Annotated in this window: 17 protein-coding genes and 1 pseudogene; 11 read left to right on the top strand and 7 right to left on the bottom strand. The window is 38.0% G+C overall.

What is annotated here, in order from left to right; genetic code table 11:
* Positions 1 to 81 precede the first annotated feature (81 nt).
* The gene (locus tag I6F10_RS05660; protein ID WP_197098630.1) at positions 82 to 2637 is read right to left on the bottom strand and encodes a TonB-dependent receptor; all 2556 of its coding nucleotides are present in this window, start codon (positions 2635 to 2637) and stop codon (positions 82 to 84) included.
* Between the two features lie 462 nt (positions 2638 to 3099).
* On the bottom strand, positions 3100 to 3579 hold the full coding sequence (smpB, locus tag I6F10_RS05655) for an SsrA-binding protein SmpB (protein WP_004335699.1): 480 nt from the start codon (positions 3577 to 3579) through the stop codon (positions 3100 to 3102).
* Between the two features lie 146 nt (positions 3580 to 3725).
* Here smpB and I6F10_RS05650 point away from each other — a divergent pair, with 146 nt between their 5' ends.
* Both I6F10_RS05650 and I6F10_RS05645 read left to right on the top strand, forming a co-directional pair.
* Positions 3726 to 4166: a type II toxin-antitoxin system RatA family toxin gene (locus tag I6F10_RS05650; RefSeq protein ID WP_197098581.1), complete on the top strand. Its 441-nt coding sequence runs from the start codon at positions 3726 to 3728 to the stop codon at positions 4164 to 4166.
* Positions 4163 to 4486: an RnfH family protein gene (locus I6F10_RS05645; RefSeq protein WP_004335703.1), complete on the top strand. Its 324-nt coding sequence runs from the start codon at positions 4163 to 4165 to the stop codon at positions 4484 to 4486. The genes I6F10_RS05650 and I6F10_RS05645 overlap by 4 nt, the downstream gene beginning before the upstream one ends.
* 132 nt (positions 4487 to 4618) lie before the next feature.
* Here I6F10_RS05645 and I6F10_RS05640 read toward each other — a convergent pair whose 3' ends face one another.
* Positions 4619 to 4978, bottom strand: a complete 360-nt coding sequence (locus I6F10_RS05640; protein ID WP_004335706.1) for an outer membrane protein assembly factor BamE — start codon at positions 4976 to 4978, stop codon at positions 4619 to 4621.
* 107 nt (positions 4979 to 5085) lie between these two features.
* Here I6F10_RS05640 and I6F10_RS05635 point away from each other — a divergent pair, with 107 nt between their 5' ends.
* Entirely contained in the window at positions 5086 to 5415 is a 330-nt protein-coding gene (locus tag I6F10_RS05635; RefSeq protein WP_197098580.1) for a GIY-YIG nuclease family protein, read from the top strand.
* Positions 5416 to 5509: 94 nt separating this feature from the next.
* On the opposite strand, the gene I6F10_RS05630 is transcribed toward I6F10_RS05635, so the two are convergent.
* Both I6F10_RS05630 and ilvC read right to left on the bottom strand, forming a co-directional pair.
* A complete protein-coding gene (locus tag I6F10_RS05630) occupies positions 5510 to 7429 on the bottom strand; it encodes a methyl-accepting chemotaxis protein (RefSeq protein ID WP_197098579.1) in 1920 nt (639 codons plus the stop codon).
* 192 nt (positions 7430 to 7621) lie between these two features.
* Positions 7622 to 9094: a ketol-acid reductoisomerase gene (ilvC, locus tag I6F10_RS05625; protein WP_197098578.1), complete on the bottom strand. Its 1473-nt coding sequence runs from the start codon at positions 9092 to 9094 to the stop codon at positions 7622 to 7624.
* Between the two features lie 138 nt (positions 9095 to 9232).
* Between ilvC and ilvY the strand changes: the two genes are divergently transcribed.
* The 6 genes and pseudogenes from ilvY to I6F10_RS05595 all read left to right on the top strand — a co-directional run bounded on the left by ilvY (position 9233) and on the right by I6F10_RS05595 (position 14877).
* Positions 9233 to 10138 carry an HTH-type transcriptional activator IlvY gene (gene ilvY / locus I6F10_RS05620; protein WP_024594947.1) on the top strand — a complete coding sequence of 302 codons (906 nt, stop codon included), beginning with the start codon at positions 9233 to 9235 and terminating at the stop codon, positions 10136 to 10138.
* Positions 10139 to 10254: 116 nt separating this feature from the next.
* Positions 10255 to 11301: pseudogene (locus I6F10_RS05615) on the top strand (GGDEF domain-containing protein).
* 401 nt (positions 11302 to 11702) lie between these two features.
* Entirely contained in the window at positions 11703 to 12515 is an 813-nt protein-coding gene (locus I6F10_RS05610) for a MipA/OmpV family protein (RefSeq protein WP_197098577.1), read from the top strand.
* Position 12516: 1 nt separating this feature from the next.
* Positions 12517 to 12897: a DUF3019 domain-containing protein gene (locus I6F10_RS05605; RefSeq protein WP_024594944.1), complete on the top strand. Its 381-nt coding sequence runs from the start codon at positions 12517 to 12519 to the stop codon at positions 12895 to 12897.
* 14 nt (positions 12898 to 12911) lie between these two features.
* The gene (locus I6F10_RS05600) at positions 12912 to 13604 is read left to right on the top strand and encodes a response regulator (protein ID WP_004335729.1); all 693 of its coding nucleotides are present in this window, start codon (positions 12912 to 12914) and stop codon (positions 13602 to 13604) included.
* Between the two features lie 25 nt (positions 13605 to 13629).
* Positions 13630 to 14877, top strand: a complete 1248-nt coding sequence (locus I6F10_RS05595) for an ATP-binding protein (RefSeq protein ID WP_197098576.1) — start codon at positions 13630 to 13632, stop codon at positions 14875 to 14877.
* Positions 14878 to 14968: 91 nt separating this feature from the next.
* On the opposite strand, the gene I6F10_RS05590 is transcribed toward I6F10_RS05595, so the two are convergent.
* On the bottom strand, positions 14969 to 15190 hold the full coding sequence (locus I6F10_RS05590; protein WP_024594942.1) for a DUF3820 family protein: 222 nt from the start codon (positions 15188 to 15190) through the stop codon (positions 14969 to 14971).
* Between the two features lie 350 nt (positions 15191 to 15540).
* Positions 15541 to 17115, bottom strand: a complete 1575-nt coding sequence (locus tag I6F10_RS05585; RefSeq protein ID WP_004335737.1) for a cation:proton antiporter family protein — start codon at positions 17113 to 17115, stop codon at positions 15541 to 15543.
* Positions 17116 to 17381: 266 nt separating this feature from the next.
* On the opposite strand from I6F10_RS05585, the gene I6F10_RS05580 reads away from it, so the two are divergent.
* Entirely contained in the window at positions 17382 to 18125 is a 744-nt protein-coding gene (locus I6F10_RS05580) for a sporulation protein (RefSeq protein WP_004335740.1), read from the top strand.
* Positions 18126 to 18194: 69 nt separating this feature from the next.
* The gene (locus I6F10_RS05575) at positions 18195 to 18644 is read left to right on the top strand and encodes a GNAT family N-acetyltransferase (RefSeq protein WP_004335742.1); all 450 of its coding nucleotides are present in this window, start codon (positions 18195 to 18197) and stop codon (positions 18642 to 18644) included.
* The last annotated feature ends 64 nt before the right edge of the window (positions 18645 to 18708 follow it).

Genomic DNA, 18708 nt, shown 5'->3' with positions numbered 1-18708 from the left:
CCTTAGTTTTAAATAAAAAAACCGCCAATTGGCGGTTTTTTTATTTGTAGCGTTAGCTCACTTTAAAATAAGCTCGCAAAGTTAAAACGAGAAGCTAACTTTAGTGTAGAAGTATCGGCCTCTAGGGTTGTGTACACCTGAAGCATAACCGTATAGATCAGCGTCGCCATCACCAATTGCAAATGGTGGCTCTTCATCAAATAAGTTATTTACACCTAACGATACTTTAGTTGAGTCAGTAACACGATAAGATGTTTGTAAATCTACCAATGTTTGCGAATCAACCATACGTGATGTATTGCTATCAAAGTCTAAATTACCGTCAAAATCAATATCTGGGGTATCTTCAAACTCACCTACATAACTGATGTTTACGTTTGTATTAAACTCGCCAATTTCCCAGTTTGTAGAGAAAATCCAGCGGTGCTCTGGATAGCCATACTCACCGGTGTAATCGCGGCCATCTTTTTCAAATTTATCTTGGTATGCCCATTCTAAATTAAATTTCAATAAACCTAAGTCATCAAGTGAGTGATTGTAGTTAGCTGAAACATCAACCCCAGATACTTCTTGCGAGGAAACGTTTTCAAATGTGCTGTAAATTTTTTGAATTGTTCCTAAGCTATCGCCACCTGTAGGTGTTAAGCGTACACATACAGTACTATCTTGGTTATTACACTCAGAGTTATAAATTGGACCAAACTCTTGCTCATCAATTTTGTTATCTTGAGTGATGCTCCACACATCGACACTTAAACCAAACTCTGCAGAAGGCGCCCAAATAAAGCCGATATTCCATGATTCTGATTCTTCAGCTTCAAGGTCAGGGTTACCAGCAAATTCAATGTTGTAATCAAGTGCATCACAATCAAGGCCCGTTGCTTCACATCGGTATGTATCTACAAAGAATTGGCTTTCTTGAGATGGACCTAAACCAACTTGTGCCAAAGAAGGCGCTCTAAAGCCTTGTGCCCAAGAGCCACGCACTGTGATTTCATCAGTAGGCGCCCAGCGAAGAGCTACTTTAGGGTTTGTTGTTGTACCGAAGTCACTGTAGTCATCGTAACGGCCAGCAAGTTGTAGCTCTAAATTTTCAGCAAGAGGAATAGAAAACTCAACATAGGCTGCGTATTGTTCACGATCTGCAGATGCCGATACAGATTCTGTACCAAATATTAAGCCACGTTGAAATTGATCATCAGGGATGTCATTCACATCTTCTTCACGGTATTCAATACCTGCAGCCATCATTACTACATCGTCGCCAAAACTAAATGCTTCACCTGTAATGTTTGCATCAAAGGAAGTCATGTGAGACTCACCACGACGCACTAAGCTTGTTGTAATACGGTCAATTACAGCTGGGTCGTTGTACGTGCCACCAACTGGATTGTAGTTTCCTGCATCAATTTCTTGTTGTAAGAAATCAGTACGAACCCAACCTTGTGTTCTATCACCTGTTTGAAGAGATTTACTACGGCCTTTTTGTACAGCGGTTTCCCAGCTCCAGTCATTAAACTCACCTCTAAGCCCTGCAACAAAGCGAAGAGTATCTGATTCAATATCCCATTGGCGTGCGCCAGCATCAACTGTACGGTAGCGACCAATTTGAATGTCTTCACCAAATGGATTGTTAGGGTGGTTAGCTGGGACAGTTAAGCCTGCATCTTCATCAATTGGAGTAGGGGCTCCGGCCGCAACAGACGTATTGTGCTGTACTGCCATTTCTAAAAAGCCCGTAATGCCATTATCAAAGTTATATTCAAATTGAGAAATAGCACCCACGCGTTCAGACGCTGGTGCGATATAACCGTAAGGGCCGTAATCAAATAAACAACTGCCGCTTGAAGTTGCATTTTCAGCAGGACAAGCCGGATCAATTGTTTTAACACCGTCTACATAAAAATATCCAGGGAAACCACGAGATGAGCGAAAATCTTCACCACCATAAGGTGATTGATTTGCTGTACCTAAGCTGCCCATTTCATCAGAAGAAAGAGATGTATTTTTAAAGTAATCGATAATAACTGACGCGCTACTTTTCTCGCTAGTAGTACCCCATACTAAACTTGCTGTTGTTTCTTCATAATTGGGACCATCAGTACCACCGTAGCCCAAATTAACTTCAACACCGTCAATGTCTTTTTTCAAGATAACGTTTACAACACCCGCTACTGCGTCTGAGCCGTAGATAGCTGAAGCACCATCTTTTAGTATATCGATTCGCTCAATGGCAGAAACTGGGATACTGTTAATATCTATAAATGAGTTTGTGATACCTTCGGCAAATGCACTAATAGAGACACGACGGCCATTGATTAGTACGAGCGTAGCATCAGCACCTAAGCCACGTAAACTAACAGCAGCAGACCCATTTGCAGTTGAGTCTTGGTTGTTACCACGTGTTGAGAAAGTACCGCTACCCGCGACAGGCATTCTTTCGAGGAGTTGTTGTAGGTTGTCATAACCCATGTTCTCAATATCAGCTCTTGCGATTGATTGAACCGGAGAAGGTCCTTCGATATCTGAAAGTTTGATTCGTGAGCCAGTTACTTCAATGCGCTCTACTTTGTTAGCTTCTTCAGCAGCGTAAGTTGTTGTAAAATCTGCTGAAAGTGCGATTGTAGCACCTGCAATTAAGCTAGGTGTAAATGCAGTTGATTACTTCATCCTTAAGTCCTTGTTGATATGTTATAAATTTAGTTGCTCTATACCAATCCTTTTTAAACTGTTAAATAAATCCCATATTTAAGCGGATTGATATAACAAGCGACGACATTAATATCATGTAACTTAAGTGTTAGCAATTAGACTGAAATGTGATTTTAGTATGGTTTTTTGTGTGTTTTTGGATGATTTTAAAACAGATGTTATGCGCTGAAGAAGGTTGAAATAGGCGCATATGCTTTATTTTGGAAATAACAAATACAGCCTAAATGCGAGTAATAATTAAATTAATTAATTCACAATAAAATTGTAATAAATTATTTACATGTATATTCTGAATGAATAGTAATCTTGTTGTATATTAATAAAACAAATAATAGTTGGTTTTTTTTAATAAAAAAAAACGCCTAACTTGTTAGTTAGGCGTTGTGCTTATACTTTGTGTTTCATTAAACGTTCTTTTTCGCGAGACCAATCTTTATTTTTCCCGTCGTCACGTTTATCGTGCAACTTTTTACCTTTTGCTAGATGAAATTCAAGTTTCACCCAACATTTTTTCCAGTACATAGCTGTAGCTATTAATGAATAGCCATCTCGCTCTGTTGCACCGAGTAGACGGTCAAGTTCGCGTCTGCTTAATAGTAACTTACGATAACGCAACGGATCGCAAATTACATGGGTTGATGCACTATTAAGTGGCTGGATTTGCGCGCCAAGCAAAAATGCTTCGCCATTTTTAAGATGAATATAAGTTTCGGTGATGTTTACCTTACCTGCTCGGATACTTTTTACTTCCCAGCCTTGTAGTTCAACACCTGCTTCAAACTTATCGTGTAAAAAATACTCATGTCGCGCTTTTTTGTTTAGCGCGATGGTATTACTTGTCGATTTTGATGAATTTTTCTTAGCCATAGTGCCCTATAATATACGTAATGTGAGATGTTTTACATCGATTTTTTAATAATGCTTTTAAAAATTAAGCTTTAATTTAAGCAGCATGAAAATTTGGGGAAACGCGCAAAGCTTGCTAAAATTCGCCCACACAGTTGGGAGTGAGTATGCCACAAATAGAAAAAAGTGCGCTGGTTATGTACAGCACTAAAGAGATGTTTGATCTAGTTAATGATGTAGAAGCTTATTCGCAGTTTTTACCAAATTGCTCAGACTCAAAAATTGTTTCACAGCATGATAATAACATGACCGCGAGTTTAGAAATATCCAAGGCGGGTATAAAAAAGTGGTTTACCACCGAAAACACCTTTGTTGATGAGCAAACCGTGTTGCTAAGCCTTGTTGATGGACCATTTAAGACGTTAAAAGGGCGCTGGCACTTTCAAGAGCTTGACGCCAAAGCATGTAAAGTTCACTTGCAACTAGAATTTGAATTTTCAAGTAAGTTAATAGAGCTTGCCTTTGGTAAGATTTTTAACGATGTTGCTAAAAATATGGTGAGTGCATTTACTCAACGTGCAAAACAGGTTTATGGAGCGCGAGTATGATTAATGTTGAGGTGGTATTTGCGTTACCAACCACGGCAACGTGTTTATCAATTGAAGTGCCACAAGGGACTACAGTCGAGCAAGCTGTTATTCAGTCAGGTATTATACAAAAGTGCCCTGAGATAGATGCTACATCGCTAACGTTAGGTGTGTGGAATCGAACTGTAAAAGCTAACTATGAGTTAAAAGACGGTGACCGTATAGAGATATATCGTCCATTAATTGCAGATCCTAAAGATGCGCGCAGAAAGCGTGCAGAAAAAGCTAAAGAAGAGGGGCGTGCAAATAAAATAACGGGTGGCCGCCCACTCGAAAAGTAACGCAAATCGGTATAAACGTGGAAAATTTAACTGATTAAATTATACGCTAACGTTGTTTAAAATGGTAAAAGCTTTTAAATAAACCAATAAAAAAGGTGAGCCATGCTCACCTTTTTTTACCACTTGAGAAATTTATTGCTCGAGCGGTGTAGTAAAGTTTTCAGGTTGGTCATAATCACCTGAGATTGAAACTAACTTTTCATTTTCAAAGTTAATTACTAACTCTTTATTTTGCTCGTTTTTACGGCCTTTATTGAAGCTGTAAATATAACGCCAAGTATTGTTATCAAAGGCGTCTTCGGCAATAGGTCTGCCTAATACGTAAACAACTTGCTCTCGAGTCATATTTACACGAAGTTTTTCAACATCCGATTGCTCTAAAAAGTTGCCTTGTGGGATGTTAATTCGGTATACCCAGCTAGAGCAACCTGCTGCTGAGCTAAGTGTTAAAGCAACGATAAGCCAAAGAGAAAAAGTTTTTAACGACTGCATTGTTAGTTGTGATCCTTATTTTTTAATATCTGCATGATACCGATTAGTCACTGAAGGTAAAACCCTTTTAAGCAATTGTTTTATGTTAAGGGCGTTAAGGTAATGTTTTGACCATTAATAATGAAAAAAGTTTACAGCACATCGAAACGAATATTTTAAAAACGGAGTCTATTTGGTTTTTATATATAGTTGAGACACGGTTTGGTCATTGGTACACAGGGATCACGACTAATGTTGAAAAACGCTTTGCAACTCATCAAGCTGGCAAAGGGGCTAAAAACCTTAGAGGGAAAGGGCCGCTTTTACTTATCCATCAACAACAAGTTGGTAATAAAAGTGAAGCAAGTAAACTTGAGTATCAATTAAAAAAGCTTCCTAGAGCTAAAAAGGAAGCATACGTTTTAGCATTTAATACCAGCGATACTAAAGTCATTTAATTAATTTACTTAAATTAAACCGTATTCGTTGTGGGCAAAAGCGAGCTTTTAATATAGCTTTTGCTCACAAAGGAAACATAGCAGTTATAGCTGCTTAGCGATGTTTTTCAAAGGTAGCGACAAGTGCATCGAGTGTTTGAGCGCTGTTTGCTAAATCACGAATAGCTTGCTCTGTATTGATTTGCTCACTCATTGCTTTATCGCTAATTTCACTTATTTGCTCTATGTTACGACCTACATCAGCAACCACATTACTTTGCTGCTCAGTTGCAGTTGCAATAAGCGTAGCCATATCGTTTATTTGATTAGCTGTTTCGGCTATCGCATCGAGTAATTCTACTGAGCTTTGCATTGCACCAACGCTTTGCTGCGCTTTATCTTTTGATTGGCTAATATCATTAACTACATCATCAGATATTCTTGTAAGCTCTTCAATCATAGATTGAATTTCGGTGGTTGATTGCGATGTACGGTTTGCCAGAGCGCGTACTTCATCAGCAACAACAGCAAAGCCTCGGCCGTGCTCACCTGCGCGAGCAGATTCAATTGCCGCGTTTAAAGCAAGTAGATTAGTCTGATCCGATATCCCTCTAATTGAATCCACAATACTTGCTATATCAACCGTTTTTTTAGAAAGCAAAATAACTTGCTCTGTTATGCCATCAATATCGCTAGCTAGGGCTGAGATAGTTGCCTGGCTTTGTAATACTTGTTTGTGGCTTTGAATGGTGTTCTCACGGCTGTTATCGGTTAACTTAGCTGTATTCGCTGCGCTTTGTGCTATTTCTTGCACTGTAGCGCCCATTTCGTTGATAGCTGCTGCGACAGATATTGTTTGCTCTTTTTGATTATCAATTGCTTGCGAGTTTCGTTTTGCCTGTTCAAATACATGATCAGAACTTTGGCGAATATCGTGGCTTTCACTGGCAACTTGAGTAATCGCTGTTTCTATTTTATTTATAAACTGGTTAAAGCCATTACTTAAATTGTTGAGCTCTGGTTGGCTTGATTCTGGTAAGCGGTACGCTAAGTTTGCATCGCCAGAGCCTAAGCGTGAAAATAACTCAGCCATTTTAGAAAGTGGAGATGAAAGAGAGCGAGCAAGTAAGTAACTAATCAAGCTAGCAACTAACGCGGTGATCACTGTAAAAGTAAATATTTGCCATTGTAGGGTGTTTACACTTGCGAATACTTCACTTTTTGGTACTTGAGCTACAACATATAAGTCAGTGTTTTTAATTGGCGTAGCGGCGACAAGAGTGGGTTCGCCATTTAAGTTAATTTCTTCTAGTGCAAAGCCATTACTATTAAATAGTTGGTTGTGGATATTTGCAGTATATAAATCGTCAATATTTGCTTTTGCTACTTTATTGGCATCTTTATGAAGTTGAATTAATCCATTTTTATCGGCTATAAATACAAAACCTGTTTGCTCAATTTTAAATTGCTGTAATAGCTTTTGCATATCAGTGATGCTTTTTGCAAGACCTGCTAAACCAGTACCATTAGCCTGCTGATGATTTATAAACATTTTTACATCATTGGCTGATTCTTGATAAATACTGATAGAATAAGGTTGTTTTGATTGCTTAAAAGCAAAAAACCAGCCATCAGCTGCATCGTTTTTTAACACTCGTAAAAAACCATTTTGATTCCAATACTGTGCAGTGTCTCTATTTGCCCAAGATGCTGTTGCTAAATCGTATTGTTGGGCAACACGATTTAATTCTTTTAATAGTAATGTATCGTCTTGGTTGTTTGATTGAGCCCATTGTAAAATAAATTCGTTTGATGATAGTTGCTGAGCAGCACCAAGTAACTCGTTAATTTCACCGCCTATATGATTACTGATTGTTTGCAGTTTACTAGGTAGCTCTGACTCGATCATACGTTGCTCAATTATGTCTTTAGAGCTGTATAAAGAGGTCAAGCCAATCAGTGCCGCTACGCATATAGCAATAACACTGCCTAAAGCTGTGATTTTTTGAGTAATAGAAAGGTTTTGTATCGTCATGATATTAATTAATTTTACAACTGAGTAGAGGGCTATATTAGCACATTATTTATTTTGAGCTAAATATTGCCTACTGCAAAATGAATAGAAGGTAGCGTGGTATGGTTAAAGTTTTATGAATACGCATAAAAAAGCCCATATGCAAAGCATATAGGCTTGGTTTCTAACAAGCGAAACATTTATCGTTTAGGGTTAAACAATCTTTTTCATTGCTGACATGTAGCCACGTAATTTAGCACCTACTTTTTCAACTGGGTGCTCACGAAGGGCGGCGTTAATTTGAATTAATGTTTGGTTATCAACTTGGTTACTGTGCTCGCCAAGACCTTTACCAATAACATCTGTATCAATGTTTTTCATAAAATCTGCAAGTAATGGTAAACATGCATGGTTATATAGGTAACATCCATACTCTGCAGTGTCAGAAATTGTACGGTTCATTTCAAAAAGCTTTTTGCGTGCAATAGTATTAGCAATTAATGGCGTTTCATGTAAAGACTCGTAGTAAGCTGACTCTTCAATAATACCGGCTGCTGTCATGGTTTCAAAAGCAAGTTCAACACCTGCTTTTACCATTGCTACCATTAAAATACCGTTATCAAAAAATTCCTGTTCTGAGATTTCTACATCGCCAGCAGGGGTCTTTTCAAAGTTAGTCTCTGCTGTTTCAGCGCGCCATTTAAGTAAGTTTACGTCATCGTTATTCCAGTCTTCCATCATAGTGCGTGAGAAAGTGCCGTCGATGATGTCATCTTGATGCTTATTATAAAGCGGGCGCATAATTAGTTTTAGCTCTTCGCTTAGTTCGAACGCTTTTACTTTTGCAGGGTTTGAAAGGCGGTCAAGCATGTTTGTAACGCCGCCGTACTTAAGTGCTTCGGTAATTACTTCCCAGCCGTATTGAATTAGCTTTGATGCATAACCCGCATCAACGCCTTTTTCTATCATTTTATCAAAACATAAAATAGAGCCAGTTTGTAACATGCCACATAAAATGGTTTGCTCGCCCATTAGGTCTGACTTAACTTCAGCAATAAATGATGATTTAAGTACACCTGCACGGTGTCCGCCAGTCCCTGCTGCATACGCTTTAGCTTGTGCTAAACCATGACCTTGAGGGTCATTTTCTGGGTGAACAGCAATTAGAGTTGGTACACCAAAACCGCGTTTGTATTCTTCACGTACTTCAGAACCAGGACACTTAGGCGCAACCATGATTACAGTAATGTCTTCACGTACTTGCATGCCTTCTTCAACAATATTAAAGCCATGAGAGTAGGCAAGTGTAGAGCCTTTTTTCATAAGCGGCATAATTGCACTTACTACAGCAGTATGTTGCTTATCTGGTGTTAAATTAAGTACTACATCAGCTGTTGGGATTAGTTCTTCGTAAGTGCCAACAGTAAAGCCGTTTTCAGATGCGTTCAAAAATGATTGGCGACGCTCAGAAATAGCTGATGCGCGTAATGTGTAAGAAACATCTAAACCAGAGTCACGTAAGTTTAAGCCTTGGTTTAAACCTTGTGCGCCACAGCCTACAATAACTAGTTTTTTACCTTTAAGTGCATCAACGCCATCGGCAAATTCGCCTGCGTCCATAAATTCACATTGCGCTAATTGCGCTAATTGCTCGCGTAAAGGTAAGGTATTGAAATAATTCGCCATTGTTAGTGTCCTATAAAGTCATGTTTGTTAGATGCGCAATGTTTACTGCGCTTACAAACACCATATGTAAAATCGTTGCTTGCGTAAAATGATATATTTGAATTAAAGTGTTTCATAATATGAAATGCAGGGGGTTGGATGGAACATAAGCACTTAAACTACTTTTTAGCGTTGGCTAAAACACTTCACTTTGGGCGCGCAAGTGAGCTTTGCCACATAAGCGCACCCACTTTGAGCCGAAATATAAAACATTTGGAAGAAGAAGTTGGAGTAGCATTGTTTATCCGCGATAACCGAAGCGTTAAATTAACGCGTGAGGGGGAGTCCTTTATTGATTACGCAACGGCAACGCTTGCTAATTGGCAACGTTTTAAAACGAATGTAAAAGACCCACAACAGCATATTTACGGCAAAGTAAGTATTTATTGTTCTGTAACTGCATCTTATAGTTTTTTACATCAAATATTAGAACAACTTCGTGCGCAGCATCAGTACATAGAGATAACATTAAATACAGGCGACCCAGCACTTGCTATAAATCGTGTACTTGATGGCCACGAATTAATGGCAATTGCAGCTAAGCCTAATAAATTACCGTCGCAAATTGCCTTTGTTGATATTGGGCACTCACCACTTTTATTAATTGGCCCAAAAATTCAATGTCCGATCACACAAAAGCTTACACAAAATAGTGATGACATTAATTGGTCTGATTTAGAGTTTATTGTCCCAGAACAAGGTTTTTCTCGCCAAAGGTTAGAGCACTGGTGGCGCAAAAATAATATTCACGGAAAAATCTACGCCCAAGTTGCAGGACATGAAGCAATGGTATCTATGGTGAGCTTAGGGCTAGGCGTCGCAATGGTCCCTAAAATAGTGCTAGATAATAGCCCGCTGCAGGATAAGGTACAAATACTAACACCAAAAATGCAGGCACCTGAAGGGTTTGATATCGGTTTGGCGGTATTAAGAAAAGAGTTAAATGACCCTGCAATCAGTGCGTTGTGGAATATTGCGCAAACTTTAGAAGCAAAAGCAATTTAATATGCACACAGAGCAAGCAAATTAGTTAAATAGTATTAATATAGGTTGCGTATGAGTTTACTATTACTTAACATTGAGTGCTAATAATAAAAACAATGACGCTTGAGAGTTTATTTATGAACCACGCCGTATCACTTGCTCATTCTGCTCAATGCCTTAAAAAGGCGATTCTTTTGATGGTAAAATACCGCATGCCGGTTACGCCTATCAACTATGCAATTTGGTACTGTTACATTCAAGGGAGTAACCCTTCATTAAATGCTGAATTAGACCATGTTATTGCTGAGCAACAAACATGCTCACAAGACAAAGCAAAAGAAATTTTTGATAAGCATTTAACGTAAGACGATCTGGCTTTCTTTCAAGAAATGACTGAAAAGTTCCATACAACTATGGAGCAAGTCCAGCAAGATATAAGCACCACGCTTGAGCATTCCAAAAGCTTTACAACAAGTTTAGTTGATTCACAAAATGAATTAAATATGCTTGCTGATGTAAATTCTTATAATGAAATATTAGGTTGTGTAGAGCGCTTAACCGACGATTCTATTGCTATGCAGGATTATGCTAGAGAATTTCAAACTAAGTTAGCTGTTGCTTACAACGAAATAAAAGATTTAAAAGAAGCACTTAATATTTCAAAAGAAGCAGCTGATACCGACACGCTTACGGGGTTTTATAACCGAGGTAAGTTTGATTCAGATATCGTAAAATTTTGTTTTGAATACTCAGAGAAAGCACAGGAAGATTCTCTTGCCGTACTAATTATGTTTGATATTGATCACTTTAAACGTTTTAACGATGACTTTGGTCATCAAAAGGGTGACGAAGTGTTGAGGTTAGTTGCCAAAAAAGTGAGAGAAAATACAACTGAAACAGCAAATATATATAGATACGGTGGCGAAGAGTTTTGTATAACAGCTTATTTTGACACTATTAACGATATAATAGCGTTTGCCGATTGTATACGTTTAGCTATTGCGAAATTAGCGATTCGTAAAAAGCATGATATAACAGCTAAACGTGCTATTTCTGCAAGTTTTGGTTTAGCTATTTTACGTCCATTTACTAATAGCTCAGTTTTAGTTGAGCGTGCAGATAGAGCCTTATATATCGCAAAAACACATGGCCGAAACCGAATAGAAATAGCCCCTGATATTTAATAAGCATCAGAAGCTTGATTTATTACGGCTAAAGCCGCTATTAACTTTGGTAACCTAGTAGCTTGTAAGGTTAATAAAAAAAAGTTGTTAGAGTTGGCTTCCTGCAGATTTTATTTGAATTAAAGCATTTGCGAGGTTATCCCTCATTTCCAAAGTTTCTCAAAGCAGTGCCAGCTTAGCCAACGCACATAACTAATTTGAAGGGGTTGTCACTTCAAAAACACAAAAGTTAACATTTGTGTATACAAATTGTGAATAATTGTAACCAGCTAGAGCTAGTTTAAAAAGACCTTGCTAGTATGGGGAACTTACTTAATTTAATACTTTGATGTACGCTGATGCGGTATTCCTTCTCCTTATTAACTGCTCTATGCTTTAGCACTTTGTTTGCTTGCCTTTCGGTGCAAGCAACACAGGCAAGCAAGCATGCTGACGATTATACAGAGCAAGATATAACAACTGATCGCCTGCATTTGAGTTTAAGCGTTGGGGCTGGAGTTATAACCAACCCTTTGCATGGTGGAGATCATATTCCGCTTGTGCTTATTCCACAAATTGCATTTTATGCAGAGCAATGGTTTTTTGATAATGGCCGCCTTGGCTATTCATTTTCACAATCCCCAAAGCATCACTTTAATCTAGTTAGTGAACTCAACTCTGAATCTCGCTTTTTTATAGACTGGCACCCTAAAAATGTATTTGCATTGCAAAGTAGTGCTCTTAATAATCAGCTCGTAATGCAAAATGAAGCCTCGTCCTCTCGCTACGCTGATATTGATAATTTGCATAAACGGCAAATTGCCTTGGATGCGGGTATTGCATATCACTATGTAAATGATGACCATGTTTTTTCAGTTCAGGCTCTGCATGATATAACCGATGTTTATCGAGGTGTACGCGGTGCATTGCAGTGGCAATATCATACTGTGCTAGGAAAGCTTAAAATAAAGCCAACACTTGGAATAAACTATAAATCTGCGGAACTAAATAGCTATTTTTATGGACTTAATGAGGGTGAAACTCAATTTGGCAAAATAGACGTTGGTAGTAGTTGGCAACCTTATGCTAAAATCGACGCCCGTTGGCCACTGAGTAAGGCTGACTCTCTTCGTTTTCATGTAGCATATTACGACTATTCGGCTATGGATGGCAGTCCGCTCTTTGAACGTACTTATTCAATGACTGCATTTATAGGATTCGATCGTACTTTTTAATATGAAGTATTCAATATTAGTTGTGTTTATTACCACTTTTTTTAGTGGTTTTAGCGTGGCACAAACCCCTGTTTTTAGTGTTTCTCCAAAAGTCTGCGTGGTTTCCGAACAGCAGGATTTTTGCGATCTTGATTTACAGTTTAAATGGCTATTAAACACCTATAGTGATGTCTGTTTGTATCAACAAGAACAACTACTTCAATGCTGGCAGCAGCAGCGTTCTGGGCAATTTAATTATAAAGCGCGTGTTCAGGTGGAGACCATATACTCCTTAATCAATCCTCATACGGGTGTGTTAATAGCAAAAACACAGGTTGAAGTACAAAGCGCCCATGCTAAAAAAAATAGGCGTAGGCTTCGCTCTCCGTGGAGCTTTTTTTAATTTAGGAGCAACTAATGCCAAAAATTTTACTTGTTGAAGATGATCTCGGTTTACAACAGTTAACAAAAGATTACCTTGAACATAATGGCCTTGAAGTCGAAGTGTTAGACCGCGGTGACGAAGTGTTTAATTACCTAGAAAACAATACACCCGATTTAATGATTCTAGACGTTATGCTGCCAGGTAAAGATGGCTTTAGCGTTTGCCGCCAAGTAAGAGATAAATTTACTCTACCAATTTTAATGTTGACTGCTAAAGGTGAAGACTTCGACCAAGTACTTGGTTTAGAACTTGGTGCTGATGATTATGTAATAAAACCAGCAGAGCCACGTGTATTACTAGCGCGGATCAATGCATTACTTCGACGTGGGCAACCAATAGTAAAATCTAGTGAAGAACTGCAGTTTGGTGATTTAGTCATCGATAAAACAAGCCGTATTGTAAAACTAAGTGATTCAGAGATTGTATTAACTTCGCACGAGTTTGAACTACTATGGCTATTAGCGTCAAATGCGGGTGAAGTACTAAGCAGAGAGCATGTGCACCAACATATGATTGGCCGTCAATACGACGGACTTGATAGAACTGTGGATGTACGCGTATCACGAATTCGTAAAAAATTAGGCGACAACAGTGATAAGCCGTATCGTATAAAAACTGTATGGGGACAAGGCTATTTATTTGTTTCTGATGCGTGGGATCTCTAGAACTATTTAAGGTTAATCGGCTGTAATGGGAAAACTGTTTACCAGCTTATACTTATATATCATTGTTTCATTATTTGTTGTAAGTGGTGTTATTGAGCAGCTGTGGCCCTATGAAGAGTCACAGCAGCAGGTCTTCTTAGACGATGAGTTTGGGCAATCACTGTGGTTGCTTTCGCAAACCCCAAATGGTCTTAAAAAGCTAAAGCATAACTTTGAAAGTAAAGTGATTGAACGACGTGATTTAATACTCCCTCAAAAACAACAATCGCAGCTAAATCAAAATCACTACTTATATTTGTATGATAAGCAACAACGCATTGTTTGGTATGTAGATCTCGGTAATGATTCATTACTTCAGGTAGGGCCGGTAGGTGTATTAACGCAAGAATCATCTTCAGTTTGGCCGTATTTATTACTACTTATTATTGTAGGTATACCAGTTGGGCTATGGAGCTTTTTACTCTGGCGTGACTTTGCAAAGCTACGTAAAGCGTGTGAAGCGGTAGAGGGTTTGCAAGACTTTCAACTAAATGACTCTTCTAAGTCTTTCTTTTTACCTATAACAGATACATTAAAGGTAATGCAGCAACGTATTGAGTTTTTACTTAGTGCGCAGCAAGAGCTTACCTCATCGGTATCACATGAATTTAGAACGCCATTAGCACGTTTAAAGTTTGCAATTGTAATGTTACAAGAGCAAATGCTTGATGAAAAAGGCGAAAAATACCTAACAAACATGCAAACAGACATTAGTGAGCTTGAGTCACTAGTCTCTGAAATGCTTGAATACGCGCGATTAGACTCTCAACAACCAAGTTTACAGCCAATAAACTGCGATTTAGCTGGGCTGGTAAAAACCACTATTGAAAAGCTAAATTTTGAAGCTAGAACAACGCTCTCTATAAACCTCCCTGAGCATTTAAATTACTTCTGTGATAGCCACTTTATGGCGCGAGTATTTCAAAATTTAATTGGCAATGCGCTCAAATACACTCATCAACAAGTCAAAATTTCATTGCTACAAGAGGCAACTCACATCGTATTGATTGTTGAAGATGATGGTGAAGGGATTGACCCCGTTGAGCGAGAAAACGTATTTAAGCCCTTTACTCGATTAGATAAAAGTAGAGGCAAGGACACTGGTGGCTTTGGTTTAGGGCTTGCTATAGTTGCTAAAATTGTGTCGTGGCACCAAGGAGAGTGTAAAGCAGAAAGCTCAAGCTTAGGTGGTGCTAAATTTATTGTATATTTACCTCTCAAATTTAAGACATAAAAAAAGCGCCTAAGGCGCTTTTTTTGCGGTTAAAAACCAAAATCAACAAGTAGCAATATAATAGACCGCAAGTATTTAAAAAAGTTCTCAATTATTTTTTATTTTTTTCAAGTAATGGCATTAACATTTGCTCAAGGCCATTTAGTTTAACCTCATACATCATCGCTAGTTGGCTACCAAGTTTCGAGTTAGGAAATCCCTGCTGTTTGAACCACACCAAATAAGGTTCTGGTAGTAATAATAAAGGGCGCCCAGCATATTTCCCAAAAGGCATCGTTGTATTTACAGCTATTTTTAATTGTTTTGGATCCATAAGAGTTACTTAGGTTTTAAAGTCTGCGTAAGTGTAAGGGATTTTAGAAATATAAAATAGGCTGTGACGGGCAAGAAACAGCCTATTTTGCGAGGGAGTAGGCCCTCTGATTTAATAATTTTTTGTTGATTAATATAAACCTAGTTGAACTTTAATTAGCTGGGATCTAATTAAGTTATTATTAGAACATGGGGTTTTATTTAACCAACATGGATAGTCTACCTGTTTTTTATGGTCGTGGTGAAATGGCTTGTAAAGGAATGTAAATAGAATTGCTTTTCATTTAAAAACTAATAACAAAGCCTTAATGATTTTAAGGCTTTGTTATTTATAGACGTTATAAAAAGTGATTATTCGTTAAATAGCTCTTGTTTAACGTGCTCTGCAAAACCACTACCTGCTTCTAAGTAAAAGTTATAAGTAGAATGAACACCCATTTCTTCTAGCTCTTTTTGTTGATCAGGGTAGTTTGCAATAGCTGTTACTTGGCCTTTATAACCTGAGGCTTGTAGTTGCTCTAGCGCAAAAATATTTTGCATATGCTTTGGCATTGCAAGCATGACCATTTCTACTTGCGAATGATTTACTCGTTGCCAAAAATCAGGATCTGTTGCATCAGCAATTAATACGTTGCGGCCTCTGTTAACGTGCTTATCTACCACTTCAGGTTTTATATCTATGCCTGCAACAACATTTGGGTGAGTCGCGTTGATTGTTTCATAAGCACCAGTACCAATACGTCCCATACCAAAAATGACTATTTTAGTATCGTTTAGGTTAACAGGTAGCTCTTCAGCTAAACGAGTTTTGCTTTCAAACTTTAATAGCCAGTGCTCTATTTTTACGTATAGCTCGTTTGAGCGCTTATTTAACGGCGAGGCAATTACAAAGGTAATAGAAACAGCAATTGCCATTACAGCGAGCCACTCCGAAGTGATCATGCCTGTGCTAGCTGCTACTGCACATACAATTAACCCAAATTCACTGTAGTTAGATAAACTAAAGGCGGTAAGTAATGATGTACGTGCGCGTAGTTTGAATATATTTGTGAACACGTAATAAAGCGCTATTTTAATAGGTAAAACTAAAACAAGTATAATAGCAACGATTAATGAGCTAGTGGTTAGCTCTGCGCTCAAGCCAATACTTAAGAAAAAACCGACTAATAATATGTCTTTTAAATTAAGCAGAGATTTTGATAGTTCTCCTGCTTTTTTATGTGGTGCAAACATCATCCCAATTATGAGTGCGCCTAGGTCGCCTTTTAATCCTGCAAATTCAAATGCATGATAACCAGCAACTAAAGCAAAGAAAAAACCAAATAATGGTAATAGTTCACCATGTTTAGAGCGATTTAATACGCCATACATGACAGGTCGTAATAAAGGCAGAGCAATTATTAATGCAATTGCCCATACATTTGGAATTTTACCTGTACTAATCGCTAAAAAGATAACAGCAAAGATATCTTGCATGACTAGTATACCAATGGCTATTTTACCGTGAAGGCTTGCCATTTCTCCGCGTTCTTCAAGCACTTTTACTGCAAATACAGTACTTGAAAAACTAAGCGCAAACCCAACTAATAAAGCACTTTGCCAACTTAAATCAATAAACAGTGGAATAGCGAAAACACCAAGCAATAACATAAAGCCACTAAAAAGCGCGCTGCTAAAAATAATATGCAATGTTGCAGGCGCCCACACTTGGGGTTTAATTAAACTGTTTACCTTTAGCTTTAAACCAATACTAAAAAGAAGAAGGGTTACGCCAAGTGCTGCTATTGTATCGAGCAACTCTGTACTTTTATAACCTGATAAATTTAAAGCAAAACCTGCTAATAAAAATCCAATAAGAGGAGGCAGCTTTAACTGATAAACAGCAAAGCCACACACAAACGCGGCGGCAAAATAGATTAGTTCCATAATTCTTAATATCACTTCATTTGGGGTTGCAGTGTAACGAAAAATTTATACCATTGAAAATAAAAATAGACCTAAAAATGAACGCGTCTAATCAAATACTTGCCTAGCTGTGTATAAAAAATACGCATCAAACATATATTTAATCGTAAATAGCATGTAAATAACATTTTTTCACTGACATTGGCTTTTAAATATGGTTAAGATGCGATAACGAAGAAGTTTAAGCAAGAGCAAATAATAGAACCGCTCAGCTTAAGGAGAAATATATGTTTAAAAAGATTTTAGCGTCGGTAGGTATTGGTGCTGCAAAAGTAGATACTGTTTTAGAGACTGAACACCTACAACCTGGTCAGCTTTTTAATGCACAAATAGTCATTACCGCAGGTGATGTTAGCCAAGATATTGCAGGCTTAGATTTATTACTTATGACCCGTGTTAAAGTGGCAGGTGATGATGGCGATTATTTTACCAATCATGTGATTGACCAATGGCGAATTACAGATATAGGTACAATTGAGCCTGGCGAAGTTAAAAGTATCCCTTTTGAAGCACGTCTTCATTCTGAAACACCTATTACAGAAATTAATGCAGGTTACAATCAATCTCATGTGTGGCTTGAAACAGGTTTAGATATTGATTTAGCACTTGATCCGAGCGATAAAGACCATTTACATATTTACCCTAATGAAGCTGTTAAAACGTGCATGCAGGCGATGGAAAAGCTAGGTTTTAGCTTAATGAAAGCTGATGTAGAAAAAGGCCATTTGCGCGCTTCAACATTTCAATCGTTATCGGGCTGTTATCAGGAACTTGAATATAAGCCAAATAGCCGTAGTTTATTTGGCATTCAAGAGATCGAGTTGTCATTTGTACCAGAGGCACATAAAACACACGTGCTTATAGAGCTAGACAGGGCCTTTAGAGGCGATGGTTATGTAGATTTAACGATAGAGCATGACCACGTGAATTTATCGCAGTTGTGCGACCAACTAGAGCGCTTATTTGCTTAATATAAACTAACAAGTGAATAATTTTATTAAACCCGGCCTAGGCTGGGTTTATTGTTTATAGGATTTAAAATGCAATTTAAATGTGAGCAGTTTAATGCTTTAGATGCGCATACTCTTTTTACTATTATGCGAGGACGTGTAGACGTATTTGTTGTAGAGCAGGCGTGCCCTTACCCTGAACTTGATGATGTAGATATTGATTTAAATACACAGCATTTATATACACTAGACAATGGGCGGCTACACACTTATGCCCGATGCTATGAAAAAAATGAGCAATACAGCGCAATAGGGCGCGTGCTGGTAAGTAAAAGTGCGCGTGGCAAAGGCGACGCCACTGTACTTGTAAGTAAAGCTATAGAATGCTGTAAAGAGCGGTGGCCTGAACGAGATATTTATATTGGCGCACAAACCTACTTACTTGATTTTTACCGCTCCTTTGGCTTTGAAGATTACAAAAGTGAATATCTAGAAGACGGTATACCTCATCAAGATATGATTTTAAAACTCACTCAATAAATCCAATTTAAGCAGCTATAAAAAAGCCCACTAATGTGGGCTATTTTATTTAAAACTATTTTAA

The organism is Pseudoalteromonas sp. SWYJZ98, from assembly GCF_015864495.1.
GTDB lineage: Bacteria > Pseudomonadota > Gammaproteobacteria > Enterobacterales > Alteromonadaceae > Pseudoalteromonas > Pseudoalteromonas distincta.
The sequence above is the reverse complement of the archived record's forward strand: the minus strand, read 5'-3'. Positions and strand labels throughout refer to the sequence as shown.

What these genes read in the sequence shown, in the direction of transcription:
- I6F10_RS05595 (WP_197098576.1), top strand. Translation starts at nt 13,630, where the DNA reads ATGGGAAAACTGTTTACCAGCTTATACTTATATATCATTGTTTCATTA.
- smpB (WP_004335699.1), bottom strand. Translation starts at nt 3,579, where the DNA reads ATGGCTAAGAAAAATTCATCAAAATCGACAAGTAATACCATCGCGCTA.
- I6F10_RS05580 (WP_004335740.1), top strand. Translation starts at nt 17,382, where the DNA reads ATGTTTAAAAAGATTTTAGCGTCGGTAGGTATTGGTGCTGCAAAAGTA.
- I6F10_RS05640 (WP_004335706.1), bottom strand. Translation starts at nt 4,978, where the DNA reads ATGCAGTCGTTAAAAACTTTTTCTCTTTGGCTTATCGTTGCTTTAACA.
- I6F10_RS05575 (WP_004335742.1), top strand. Translation starts at nt 18,195, where the DNA reads ATGCAATTTAAATGTGAGCAGTTTAATGCTTTAGATGCGCATACTCTT.
- I6F10_RS05600 (WP_004335729.1), top strand. Translation starts at nt 12,912, where the DNA reads ATGCCAAAAATTTTACTTGTTGAAGATGATCTCGGTTTACAACAGTTA.
- I6F10_RS05605 (WP_024594944.1), top strand. Translation starts at nt 12,517, where the DNA reads ATGAAGTATTCAATATTAGTTGTGTTTATTACCACTTTTTTTAGTGGT.
- I6F10_RS05650 (WP_197098581.1), top strand. Translation starts at nt 3,726, where the DNA reads ATGCCACAAATAGAAAAAAGTGCGCTGGTTATGTACAGCACTAAAGAG.
- ilvC (WP_197098578.1), bottom strand. Translation starts at nt 9,094, where the DNA reads ATGGCGAATTATTTCAATACCTTACCTTTACGCGAGCAATTAGCGCAA.
- I6F10_RS05585 (WP_004335737.1), bottom strand. Translation starts at nt 17,115, where the DNA reads ATGGAACTAATCTATTTTGCCGCCGCGTTTGTGTGTGGCTTTGCTGTT.
- I6F10_RS05590 (WP_024594942.1), bottom strand. Translation starts at nt 15,190, where the DNA reads ATGGATCCAAAACAATTAAAAATAGCTGTAAATACAACGATGCCTTTT.
- I6F10_RS05645 (WP_004335703.1), top strand. Translation starts at nt 4,163, where the DNA reads ATGATTAATGTTGAGGTGGTATTTGCGTTACCAACCACGGCAACGTGT.
- I6F10_RS05630 (WP_197098579.1), bottom strand. Translation starts at nt 7,429, where the DNA reads ATGACGATACAAAACCTTTCTATTACTCAAAAAATCACAGCTTTAGGC.
- ilvY (WP_024594947.1), top strand. Translation starts at nt 9,233, where the DNA reads ATGGAACATAAGCACTTAAACTACTTTTTAGCGTTGGCTAAAACACTT.